This window comes from Frankia sp. CgJB1 (genome assembly GCF_977947065.1).
Map to the genome: position 1 here is coordinate 1 of NZ_CDWTNB010000126.1, position 11,855 is coordinate 11,855.

Genomic DNA, 11,855 nt, shown 5'->3' on the forward strand with positions numbered 1-11,855 from the left:
CCACTCGCCGTCGTCGACGACCCCTGGGGCTACGGGAACTCGTTGGAATGGGCGACGTCCTGCCCGCCGCCGCGGCACAACTTCCGGACGCTGCCGCGCATCCGCTCCGAACGCCCGGCCTTCGACCTGCACTATCCCCAGGCAGCCGGCCGCATCGACTACCATGCGACCCCCGAGACCACGCCGAGGCCCGAGACCGCGGACCCGGCCGAACCCACCGCGGCCGAACCCGACCGCCCGGCGCCGGAATCCGGCTTCAGGACCCCGGAATAACCGGCACGAGCAGCCGCAGGGCACCGGGGCGCACGACAATCTCCGCCGGCAGCGACGCCAGCGGATCGCCGTCGGCGTAGACGGCGAAGGGCCGGTCGGCCTCGACGCGCACCCGCCGGGCCCGCAGCACCCGCACGTGCCGGGTGTCGACGTGATGCCCGGAGAACACCCGCGGGAACAGCGCCAGGAACGTCAGGCGGGAGGTGCGCGAGATCAGCAGGACGTCCAGCAGCCCGTCGGCGATGTCCGCCCCCGGGGCGAACCGCATCCCGCCGCCGTAATACGCCGAGTTCGCCGCCGCGACCGTCCACCCGACCAGGTCCCGAGGTGCGAGGTCGTCCACCGTCACCGTGAAGCGCGCCGGGCGCCAGGCAGCCAGCGCCCGCAGCGCCGCGTAGGTGTAGACTTGCTGGCCGCGCAGGCACCGGGCCCGGTTGGCGATCACCTGGACGTCGGAGTCGTAGCCGACGCTCGCGATCCCGAGAAACGGCCGGCCGCCGACCTCGGGCAGGTCGACCCGGCGTTCCCGGGCGTGCGCGAGCCCGGCCGCGACGCGGCACGGGTCGCGGGGCAGGCCGAGACCACGCACGAAGTCGTTGCCGCGCCCGCCGGGGAGCACCGCGAGCACGCCGCCGCAGCGGGCCACCCCCCCTGCCACCGCGCCGGCTAGGCCGTCGCCCCCGAGCGCGACCACGACCCGGCCCTGGGCGGTGGCCGCCGCCGCGAGATCGTCCGCATGGGCGAGGTCGCGGGTCGGGGTAACCCGGACGTCCCGTGCCCAGCGCGCGAGCTCGGCGCGGACGCCGTCGAGCATCCGCATCGCCCGCCCGTGACCCGCGCTCGGGTTGACGATCACGGCCAGCCGGTAACGGTCGACCTCGGCGGGTTCGACCCGGACCGGCTGCGGCGCCACCGTACCGAGGCTTCCCCAGAAGGGTGTGCGGGAGGCAGCGGCGTCCGTCATGGTGAGCGAGCTTACGGGCGGGTGCACCAAAGTCCCCCAGCGGCCGGGGTTCCGGGGCCGGGGTTCCGTGACCGAAATCCCGTGACCATGGCGGCTCACCGCCCGGGCAGCGACCCCGCGGACAGATGCTGGCTTGAGGCGCCGAAGAACGACCGCCCGCCGAGCTGCGGATCGTCGCGCAGGTCCCGCAGCACGAGGTGTTCCAGCAGGAGCAGGGCCGCGTCGGCCGGCCAGAGCACCAGCCACAGCCACACCCCCCGGGCCTCCCCGACGAACGCCGCCCGATCGGGGGATACGACCAGCGGCCACAACGCCGTGGGATGCCCGGCGGCCTCGACCTTCGCCTCCGGTACGCCGGGCAGCGGTTCGGGATCGGGACCGCTGATGCCCGCGAGCCGGGCGCCGAGTCCCACCCGAGGCGCCTCGGCGACAAGCACCATCTCGGCCGGCCCGCCCAACGGGGAGGGCCCGGCGGCGGCGACTGCCATAGCACGCGGCCCGGTACGCTCGTCACCGGCCCAGCCGACACCGCTGACGTACCAGTGGACCGGCATCGGCTGCGGCAACCAGACCGGGACCGTCGAGGTCCTCGACAGCGCGTGGAGCGCCTGTTCCCGCGACGACACCGCAGTGCGGTAGGGACTCACCTCCCCGTGATCGTCACACCGCCACTGGCTGCTCCACAGATCGGGTGGACGCAGCGGTCCGAGACAGCGCGGGCAGGCCGCAGCAATGGTCACCGGGCGCCTCCTGGCGTAGGTGGAGATGTCGCCGAACATCGGCACTCCGGCACCGGTATGCCCTCGGCTTTCCACCCGCAATCGCCCCACCAGGTTTCCACCCGCAATCGCCCCACCTGAGCAGATGTGCCGAACAGCCGGGTGCGCCACCCCTCCGTCACCCTCCAGCCCTCCGTCACGCCTCCGGGCGGGCCGGGAAGGGAGGCTGACGGCGCGCCGCGAGCTCCGCGAACGCCCCGTCGAGGAGATCGAGGCCGGCCAGCAGCAACGACTCCTCAATCACCAGCGGTGGCAGCAGCCGGAGCACGTTGCCCCAGGTGCCCGCGGTGAGCACGATCAGGCCGCGACGATGGCAGGCCGCGGCCGCGGCGGCGGTGAGAACCTTGTCCGGGCTGTCGTCGCCGGCGCCCCGGACCAGCTCCAGGGCGACCATCGCGCCCCGCCCCCGGACGTCCCCGACGAAGTCGTACCGCTCGCGCAACGCGTGCAGGCGGGGCAGGGCGATCTCGCCGATCCGGCGGGCCCGGCCGGCCAAGCCCACGGACTCGATGAGGTCGATCGCGGCGAGAGCCGCAGCGCAGGCCGCCGGGTTCCCCCCGTAGGTGCCGCCGAGCCCGCCGGCCTGGGGGGCATCCATGATCTCCGGACGGCCGGTGACGGCCGCGAGCGGCAAGCCGCCGGCGATGCCCTTGGCGGTGGCGATGAGATCCGGGACGACACCTTCGTGCTCGCAGGCGAACATCGTCCCGGTCCGGGCGAACCCGGTCTGCACCTCGTCCGCCACGAACACGATCCCCGAAGCCGTACAGAACTCGGCGAGGCGGGGCAGGAACCCGGTCCCGGGGACGATGAAACCGCCCTCCCCCTGGATCGGCTCGATGACCATCGCGGCGACGGACGCGGCTCCGATCTCGTCCCGCACGAGCTCGATCACCCGCTCGGCGGCCTCCTCCCCGCAGCGGTCGGGACCGGTCGGCCAGCGGTAGGGATACGCCAGCGGCATCCGGTAGACCTCGGGCGCGAACGGCCCGAACCCGCTCTTGTAGGGCATCGACTTCGCGGTCATCGCCATCGTCAGGTTCGTCCGGCCATGGTAGGCGTGCTCGAAGACGACGACCGCGTCCCGGCCGGTCGCACTACGCGCGATCTTGACGGCGTTCTCGACGGCCTCCGCTCCGGAGTTGAACAATGCCGAGCGCTTCTCGTGGGTACCCGGCGTCAGCCGGTTCAGCGCCTCGCAGACGGCGATATAGCCCTCGTACGGCGTCACCATGAAGCAGGTGTGGGTGAACCGGCCAATCTGCTCGTGCACGGCCTCGACGACCTCGTCCGCGGCGTTGCCGACGCTGACCACCGCGATCCCCGAACCGAAGTCGATGAGCGAGTTGCCGTCCACGTCGACCACGACCCCGCCGCCCGCCGCGTGCGCGTAGACCGGGAAGGTCTCACCGACCCCGCGGGCCACGGCGCCGGCGCGGCGCGTGGCGAGTGCCCGGGACCGCGGGCCGGGGATCTCGGTGTACAGACGCAGCTCCTGGGGCAGCCGCGGGCCGCCGGTGGCGGGCAGGCCGGTTCCGGTCGCCGCTTGGTTAGGAATGGTCATCGTCGGCTCCTACCTGATCGTCTGCCTGCGCACATACCCTGTCCACGGCCACGGCCATCCGCGCCGCGGCCCTGGCCTGGCCTGGCCTGGCCTGGCCTGGCCATCGTCCCCCGCCGCCGGGATCCGGTCGGTGGTCCTCGGGCGGGACCGGGCGCGCCGCCGGCACCCCGCCCGCACGGGCGCCTAGAATGAGCTCGATGGTGATGACGACGGCAGGCGGCCCGACGGCAGGCGGCCCGACGGCAGGCGGCCCGACGGCAGGCGGCCCGACGGCAGGCGGCCCGACGGCCGCCCGCGCCGACCGGTCATCCGTGCGATGAGCGAGCCGACGCCGTTCTGGCTGGCAGGCAAGCCGGCCACCGGGCCGGCGGCGACCACCGTCCGGCACCCGTTCGACGGCGCGGAGGTCGCCGTCGTCGCGCAGCCGGACCCCGACCAGGTTGAGACGGCCGTGGCCGCCGCGGCGGCGGTCGCGCCAGCGTTCGCGGCGCTGCCGGCCCACGTCCGCGCCGGCGCGCTCGCCGCCGTGTCGAAGGAGATCGCCCGTCGGGGCGACGAACTGGCCCGTCTCATCACCGCGGAGAGCGGTAAGCCGCTGACCTGGTCGCGTGCCGAGGTGGCCCGGGCGAGCTCCACCTTCCGCTGGGGGGCGGAGGAGGCCCGGCGCTTCGCCGGAGAGCTGACCAGGCTGGACACCGATCCCACCGGGGAGGGACGGCTCGCGCTCACCCGGCGTTTCCCCCGCGGGCCCGTGCTGGGCATCACCCCCTTCAACTTCCCGCTCAACCTGGTCGCCCACAAGGTGGCGCCGGCGCTGGCGGTCGGCGCGCCGATCATCGTGAAGCCGGCCCCGCGCACGCCGCTGTCGGCGCTGTTCCTCGGCGACCTGCTCGCCGACGCCGGCTTGCCCGAGGGGTCGTGGTCGGTCCTCCCGATCCCCAACGACCGCCTCGGCCCGCTCGTCGCAGACCCTCGGCTGCCTGTGGTGTCCTTCACCGGTTCCGGCCCGGTGGGCTGGTCCATCCGCGACGCGGTCCCCCGCAAGCACGTGGTCCTCGAACTCGGCGGGAACGCGGCGGTGCTGGTCGCCGCCGACTACGCGGCTCCCTCCGACCTGGCCCGGGCCGCCGGCCGCATCGCCCTGTTCGCCAACTACCAGGCCGGCCAGTCGTGCATCGCCGTGCAGCGGGTCTACGCAGACCGCACGATCATCGACGAGCTGCTCGCCGAGATCGTCGCCGCCGTGCGGGCGCTGCACGACGGGGATCCGGCCGACCCGGCCACCGACGTGGGGCCGCTGATCGACGTCGCGGCGGCGGAACGGGTCGAAGCGTGGATCATCGAGGCCGTCGAGGCGGGGGCGACAGTCGTCTGCGGCGGGACGCGCCACGGCACGAGTCTCAGCCCGGCCGTACTGACCGACGTTCCGCTCACCGCCAAGGTGGTAGGCGAGGAGGTCTTCGGCCCAGTGATCGTCGTGGCGGCGGTCGACGGCGTCAACGAGGGCTTCGCCCGGATCAACGACAGCGCCTACGGCCTGCAGGCCGGGGTGTTCACCCACGACCTGGCCACCGCGTTCCGCGCCCACCGGGAGCTCCAGGTCGGGGGGGTCGTCATCGGCGACGTCCCGTCGTACCGGGCCGACCAGATGCCCTACGGTGGGACGAAGGGTTCCGGCATCGGGCGGGAGGGGGTCCGCTCGGCCATGACCGACCTCACCGAGGAGCGGGTGCTGGTCCTGACCGATCTGGACCTGTAGGCCTCACCTCCCGCCCGCCCGCCGCCCACATCATCGCCGCGCGGCGAAAAGCTGCCACTATGAAGCATTATGGAGCGGGTGGCCATCGACCTGCACACCCATTCGACCGCCTCGGACGGCCTGGAGTCACCGGAGAACCTCGTCCGGCTCGCGGCCGGGCAGGGCCTGTCGGTCCTCGCGCTCACCGACCACGACACCATCGCGGGCATCGGCCGCGCGGCCGCGGCCCTGCCGGCCGGGCTGACCCTGGTGCCGGGCGCCGAGATCTCCTGCCAGGTCGAGGTAGCAGGTGCCTGGGTATCCCTGCACGTGCTGGCCTACCTGTTCGACTCGGCCGAGCCGGCGTTCGCGGCGACCCGGGCCCGGGTGCGAGAACATCGCGCCACCCGGGCCCGTCGGATGGTCGACCGGCTCACCGCGGACGGGCATCCGGTGCGCTGGGAACGGGTCTTGGAGCTGGCGGCCGGCACGGTGGGCCGGCCCCACATCGCCGCGGTCATGGTCGAGACCGGGCTGATCCCCGAGGTGGCGGCCGCGTTCAGCAACCGGTGGATCGGCGCGGGCGGACCGTACTGGGCGGGCAAGGAGCAGCCGGACGTCTGGGAGGCGCTTCGCCTCATCCACGGCGCCGGCGGGGTGAGCGTGTTCGCGCACCCGTTCGCGAGCAGGCGCGGCGTCACGGTCGGTCCCGAGGTGATCGAGGCGATGGCGAAGGCGGGCCTGACCGGCCTCGAGGTCGATCACCCCGATCACCTACCCGTCGAGCGGCGCCGGCTACGTGGCCTCGCTGCCGAGCTCTCGCTGGTGGCGACCGGTTCCAGTGACTTCCACGGCGCCAGCAAGCCTCAGGGGCTCGGGGCCGAGACCACCTCCCGGGAGGCCTACGAGGCGTTGGTCTCCGCCGCGCGGGGGGCGGTCCCGATCATCGCGTCCGGATGACCGGCCACGGTGCCGGCGGGGGTGCCGGCCGGGGTGCGGTTGCCGGCAGGCCGTGGCCGCTCAGGCGTCCGCGCCGCCCCCGGCCGTTGCCACCCGGCCTCGGCGGGCTCAGCCGGCCCAGCAGCTCGGCGAGCAGGTCCTGCTCGGTTCGGCTGAAGTGGGAGAGCACGTGCCGGGCGACCAGTCCCTCCCGTTCCAGCCGGTCGACCAACCGGGTGAGACCGCTGCGGGAGAGCAGCACCGCCTGGGCGAGTTCGCTCATCCGCAACTCGCCGTTCGGGGCCTCGGCGAGCTGGACCAGCACGTCGTACGAGGCCAAGGGAAGCCGGTGAGCCGCCTCGAGCTCGGCCTCGAGGACCCGGGTCACGTGGGCATGGGAGTGCAGCAGCTCACGCCAGGCCCGCATCCCATGTTCGTCGACCCAGTCCTCGCCGGTCTCGGAGCTGGCGCCGAACATCTCTTCGACTGCCATCGTGTCCTCCCGCCCCCGCACGATCAGCCTACGTCGCGGCCCGCCCGCAAAACCGTCCCAAGCAGCCGCCTCCGTCACCGGGACACATACCAGGCACATACCAGGACACAATCACCCCTGGTCATGGCGATGGGCACGCTCCGCACCCGTCGTGAAGCCGACAGGGCGGGGCACGCTCCCCGGTCCGCCGAACACGGCAGACGGGGATTGTGAGCCGGCACCGTCACGTCCCCCGCGGGCTATCGTGGACCCACAGGCGGCCCGGCGGGCCGCACCTGATACCAACCTGTGACTGAGGTTTCCCTTGTCCCTATCCCGGCCTTCCCCCGACGCGGTCCAGTCGGCTCTGGCGACGGTGCACGATCCCGAGATCGGTCGTCCCATCACCGAGCTGGACATGGTCTCGTCGGTTCGCGTGCTCGACGACGGCTCGGTCGACGTCGGGATCCTGCTCACCGTGTCCGGCTGCCCCATGCGCGACGAGATCATCAATCGGGTCAGTCGAGCCGTCAGCGCGGTCAAGGGCGTCCGCGAGGTCCGCGTCGATCTGCAGGTCATGTCGGACGAGCAACGCGGTGCCCTGCACGCGAAACTGCGGGGGGGCAACGCCCCCAAGGCGATTCCCTTCGCCCAACCGGGCTCGACCACCAGGGTCTACGGCGTCGCCAGCGGCAAGGGCGGCGTCGGCAAGTCCTCGATCACCGTGAACCTGGCCGCCGCGATGGCCCGTTCGGGCCTGTCGGTCGGTGTGCTCGATGCCGACATCTACGGGCACTCCGTGCCCCGCATGCTGGGCATCGACCGCCCGCCCACCCAGGTCGAAAAGATGATCATGCCGCCCCAGGCGCACGGGGTGCGAGTCATCTCCACCGGGATGTTCACGCGTGGCAACCAGCCGGTGACCTGGCGCGGACCGATGCTGCACCGTGCCCTGGAGCAGTTCCTGTCGGACGTCTTCTGGGGTGACCTGGACGTCCTTCTCCTCGACCTGCCGCCCGGCACCGGTGACATCGCCATCTCTCTGGCCCAGCTGGTGCCGTCCTCCGAACTGCTGCTGGTCACGACCCCGCAGCTGGCGGCCACCGAGGTCGCCGAGCGGGCCGGGACCATCGCCGTGCAGACCCGGCAGAACGTGGTCGGGGTCGTCGAGAACATGGCGTGGCTGCCCTGCCCGCACTGCGGCGAGCGGGTCGACGTGTTCGGCTCCGGCGGCGGGGCGGCGGTGGCCGAGCGGCTGACCAGGGTGCTCGGTCATGACGTACCGCTGCTGGCCCAGATCCCGGTAGACGTCCGGCTCCGGGAAGGCGCCGACAACGGCGTGCCACTGGTCATCGGCGAGCCGGACAGCGAGGCGGGCAAGGCCCTGGACGCGGTGGCAGGCCGGCTCACCTACCGCTCCCGTGGGCTCGCCGGACGCAGCCTCAACCTCACGCCGGTGGGGCGCTGAACACCTACGATCGGCCGGCCGTCCGGGTTCGCGCAGCCTGATCGACGCGAGCCCGGCCCCGGCTGATCCCGCCCCGGGGCGGGTCCTCGAGCCGACGGCGGCGCCGAACCTCAGGTGGCGTCGGGTCGGCTCAGGTGGCGTCCGAGTCGAAGGGCACCTCTGTCGCCGGGCCGTCGCTCCGTGCCGGCTGCGCCGGCACGCCCCGGGCGGCGGAGGCCTTGCTCGGCGAGACCTTCGACAGCATGGGAGACACCGGACCGGGCGGCGCCGCCGGGACCGCGGCCTCGGCGCCGGGACGAGCCGGGTCCTTGGCCGCGGGATCTCTCGGCAGCGAGGACTTGGTCAGTGACGGCACCGCGGGCGGATCGTCACCGAGGAGCAGCGAGTCGAGCGAGGTCCGCTTGGTGAGGTATGGCGGCAGAACCGGATCGTCCTCGAACAGGTGCTTGCGGACGAAGGTCTTGGGATGCAGGTCCCGGATATCCAGATCGGCGAATTCCGGGCCCAGCTCGGACCTGAGATCGTTACGCATGCCGTTGGCCATCTGGCGCAGCTGACGCAGCACGCGTCCCGCGTCCCTGGCGGCCTTGGGCAACCTGTCCGGGCCGAAGACGAACAGCCCAATCAGGAGCAAGACGACGACTTCACCCCACCCGACACCGTTGAACACGCGCTGAGCGTACCTCTCCCGGTGTTACGGGCAAGGAGCTCGCGGGCAACGAAAAGATGCCTGCAGCTCAGCGCTGTTGTTCCTGCAGTGTCAGCTGGATGGTCGCGGTGGCCCCGGCGCGTTCGTAGGCGACCGGCACCCGGTCACCTACCCGGTGGAGCCGGGCGGCAACGATGAGGTCATTCATCCCGCTGATGACCCTGGTGCCCACCCGCGTGATGATGTCGCCGACGCGCAGCCCGGCGCGCTCGGCGGGGCCACCGGGCGCCAGGTTGACGATGCGAGCACCCGGCGTGGTCCCCGTGGCCTTCGCCTGGCCGGCGGTGACGGTCGCAGCCGACACGCCGAGGTACGGGTGGGTCGCCCGGCCGGTCGAGATGATCTCCTGAGCGACCGAGCGGGCGAAGTCGATCGGGATGGCGAACCCCACGCCGATGCTGCCGCTCTGGCTCTGGGACTCATGGCCGGGCACCGCGGCGATCGCGGTATTGATCCCCACTATCTGGCCGAGGCCGTCGAGCAGCGGACCACCGGAGTTGCCCGGATTGATCGCCGCGTCGATCTGGATCGCCCCGATGAGCACCGTGGGGTCGGTGCCGCTCTCGGCCGGGACCATGGGATTGCGGTCGAGCGCGCTGACAACGCCGGTCGTCACGGTGCCAGCGAGGCCGAACGGCGCCCCGATGGCAACCACCGGCGCTCCCACGACCAGCGAGCCGGCCTGGCCGAGCGCCGCCGCCGGCAGGGGTTGCGGGGCCGGGATGCGCAGGACGGCGAGGTCAGTCTTGGGATCCCGCCCGACCAGGTCGGCCTGGACCTGGCCGAACTCCTGGTAGCGGCGCACGGAGATCGGAGTTCTGGCGGCGACCGCGGGCGCCACGACGTGGTTGTTCGTCAGGATGTACCCCTCCGGGCTGATGATCACCCCGGAGCCGGTGCCCGCGGCATCGCCGGCCCCCCCGCCACCGGCGTCGATCGTCACCACACTGGGCAGAGCCGTCGCGGCGATCGACGCGACCGACCTGCGGTCGGAGCTGGGCGCGGCGGTACCGACCTGCAGGGCCGCCGACGCCTGCCGGTCGCTGCCGCGCTCGGTCATCGAGACGAGCAGCGCACCGATCCCCCCGCCCAGCAGACCCGCGACCAGGATGCTCGCGAGGAGGACCCGGTGACCGAGAACGACCGGGCGACCGGGCGCGACCAGGCGCCCCCGCGGCGCGGGACGGCCGGTCAGGACGCCGGCGAACGGCACGGCGACCGCCGTGCCGTTCGAGCCGCCGCCGGAGTCCGCGGGCAGCGGATACGGCGTCGAGGTCGGCCACCACGCCCGCGGGGAGCCCGTCGCAGCGGGTGGTGGGGCCGGCGGCTGCGTGCCGAAGCCACGCACCGCGGTCACTGTCGGCAAGTCTCTCGACGGCTCCCGCGGGTTCCCGTCAGCCGGAGCGCGCCCGCGGTCGGTCGCGGCGGCGGCCCCCTCGACCCGCCCGGAATGCCGGGGGTGGCGATGCCCTCCGGGGGCGGAGCCGGGCCTGTCCTCACTGGGTGGGAGGGTCGGCGGACGCCGGGCGGGCTGACGCACCGGAATCCGCGCCGCCCCGGGTTCCGGCGTCGCACCCTCGCGGGCCGTGGGCCGCGGCTGCGGCCCCGCAGCCGATGGCCCCGCAGCCGATGGAGTTCCCGGGGCCGGCTCAGGAGCGCGTGCCGCCGGGCTACCCGTGCCCGGCGTCCTGGCGGCCGTGGGTCGCCGGTCGGGCCGGGTCTCCTCCGCCGCCGGCCCGGTCATCGCGGTGGTGGAGGCCGTACGAGGCGATTCCGGACGGCGTGTCCCGGCCGCCGGTTCCGACCCGGACGGCCGCACAGGTCCCGACGGCCGCACAGGTCCCGACGGCCGCACAGGTCCCGACGGCCGCACAGGTCCCGACGGCCGCACAGGTCCCGACGGCCGCACAGGTCCCGACGGCCGCACGGGGACGACCACCCCGGGCTGTACCCGCGGCCCGGCACCGCCGGCTGTGCTGGGCCGGGACGCGGCGGGAAGGCGGAGCCGACTAACAGGTATCGTCCCGCCGGTCGAGGGGACGGTCGTCGCGTCGCGCGCCGCCGCGACCCGGCCGCTGGCCTGATCGGTCTGCGGCTCGCCGTCGGTGGCAGGAGGCGCCGCGTCGGCGCGGTCCGCGGCTCGCCGGGCGCCGGGGCAGGAAGGATCGGCGCGGTGGCCCGGGCCGGCGGGAACCGACCGCATCGTGGATGACCGCTCGAGACGTCGGGGCCGTACGGGGGGGTCGACCGGTTCCACGCTCGCGACAGGCACCTCGTTGTCGCTGACGTCCACACGTCCTCCCCGATTCGCTCGTCGCACGGCACGGCGGAACGCCGACGACCGGTTCCGTCCTGGAAAGCACGCGCGACGCGTCCGAGCGGGTAACACGGTAAAGCCTCACATCAGGCCAGACGAGACCTCTCCTCCAGAACACTCAGAAAATGTCTTTCAGGTACCGGAAAGATGCGTCCCGCCGGTTTCCGGCGGCGACCAGGGCGGACAGCCGGACAAAGGCGACCAGCCAGGGCCTGGCGCCGGGAGGCGGAGCGGGCGACACCCCGGAGCTCACGGCCCCAGCCGCCTCCGGGTACCCGGGACGGCTTACCCCGTCCGAATACCCCCGTTCGAACATCCCCGACCGGGCCGACGGGGAACGTATCCGCCCGGATCGGCCCGAATTCGCCCGGTCGGCTCGAACGGGCGGACGATCAACGGCGCAAGGACGCCCGGACCGGGGCGAACATCGGGGTGAGCCGGCCCGGGACGCCGTTCGGAACGCCCGGGGCGACGACCGAGGACACCGTCGGCACCGCGACGGGTCCCGGTGTCTGGATACTCTCCTGGCCGTCGGCGATGGCGGTACCAGCGACGGCGAGCAGCATCAGCGCGGCGGATCCGAGGAGGGTTCGCCGCATGCTGGTCCGGGGGGTGGGACGGCGGTGCGGGGC

9 protein-coding genes and 2 pseudogenes are annotated in these 11,855 nt (G+C 73.4%); 4 read left to right on the forward strand and 7 right to left on the reverse strand.

Features of this window, described 5'->3' with window-relative positions; genetic code table 11:
* Positions 1 to 273: pseudogene (locus AC08OT_RS14395) on the forward strand (aa3-type cytochrome oxidase subunit I); the annotation flags it as partial.
* Here AC08OT_RS14395 and AC08OT_RS14400 read toward each other — a convergent pair.
* From AC08OT_RS14400 to gabT, 3 genes are all read right to left on the reverse strand, one after another.
* Positions 257 to 1,237 (reverse strand): diacylglycerol/lipid kinase family protein, encoded by a 981-nt coding sequence (locus tag AC08OT_RS14400; RefSeq protein ID WP_476593522.1) that lies wholly within the window; start codon positions 1,235 to 1,237, stop codon positions 257 to 259. The pseudogene AC08OT_RS14395 and the gene AC08OT_RS14400 sit on opposite strands and share 17 nt — an antisense overlap.
* 95 nt (positions 1,238 to 1,332) lie before the next feature.
* Positions 1,333 to 2,016: a DUF6758 family protein gene (locus AC08OT_RS14405; protein ID WP_476602910.1), complete on the reverse strand. Its 684-nt coding sequence runs from the start codon at positions 2,014 to 2,016 to the stop codon at positions 1,333 to 1,335.
* 136 nt (positions 2,017 to 2,152) lie between these two features.
* Positions 2,153 to 3,580, reverse strand: a complete 1,428-nt coding sequence (gene gabT / locus AC08OT_RS14410) for a 4-aminobutyrate--2-oxoglutarate transaminase (protein WP_476593520.1) — start codon at positions 3,578 to 3,580, stop codon at positions 2,153 to 2,155.
* Positions 3,581 to 3,896: 316 nt separating this feature from the next.
* Between gabT and AC08OT_RS14415 the strand changes: the two genes are divergently transcribed.
* Positions 3,897 to 5,339, forward strand: coding sequence for an aldehyde dehydrogenase family protein (locus AC08OT_RS14415; protein ID WP_476593519.1), 1,443 nt, complete (start codon positions 3,897 to 3,899; stop codon positions 5,337 to 5,339).
* Positions 5,340 to 5,408: 69 nt separating this feature from the next.
* A complete protein-coding gene (locus AC08OT_RS14420) occupies positions 5,409 to 6,278 on the forward strand; it encodes a PHP domain-containing protein (RefSeq protein WP_476593518.1) in 870 nt (289 codons plus the stop codon).
* Here AC08OT_RS14420 and AC08OT_RS14425 read toward each other — a convergent pair.
* Positions 6,262 to 6,750 carry a MarR family winged helix-turn-helix transcriptional regulator gene (locus tag AC08OT_RS14425; RefSeq protein ID WP_476593517.1) on the reverse strand — a complete coding sequence of 163 codons (489 nt, stop codon included), beginning with the start codon at positions 6,748 to 6,750 and terminating at the stop codon, positions 6,262 to 6,264. The two genes, AC08OT_RS14420 and AC08OT_RS14425, sit on opposite strands and share 17 nt — an antisense overlap.
* Positions 6,751 to 7,054: 304 nt before the next feature.
* Here AC08OT_RS14425 and AC08OT_RS14430 point away from each other — a divergent pair, with 304 nt between their 5' ends.
* The gene (locus AC08OT_RS14430; RefSeq protein ID WP_476593516.1) at positions 7,055 to 8,197 is read left to right on the forward strand and encodes an Mrp/NBP35 family ATP-binding protein; all 1,143 of its coding nucleotides are present in this window, start codon (positions 7,055 to 7,057) and stop codon (positions 8,195 to 8,197) included.
* A gap of 130 nt (positions 8,198 to 8,327) precedes the next feature.
* Here the strand turns inward: AC08OT_RS14430 and tatB are convergent, their stop codons facing one another.
* The 3 genes and pseudogenes from tatB to AC08OT_RS14445 all read right to left on the reverse strand — a co-directional run.
* Entirely contained in the window at positions 8,328 to 8,867 is a 540-nt protein-coding gene (gene tatB / locus AC08OT_RS14435; protein WP_476593515.1) for a Sec-independent protein translocase protein TatB, read from the reverse strand.
* 67 nt (positions 8,868 to 8,934) lie between these two features.
* Entirely contained in the window at positions 8,935 to 10,263 is a 1,329-nt protein-coding gene (locus AC08OT_RS14440; protein ID WP_476593514.1) for a S1C family serine protease, read from the reverse strand.
* A gap of 1,352 nt (positions 10,264 to 11,615) precedes the next feature.
* Positions 11,616 to 11,855, reverse strand: a pseudogene (locus AC08OT_RS14445) (anti-sigma factor family protein); the annotation flags it as partial.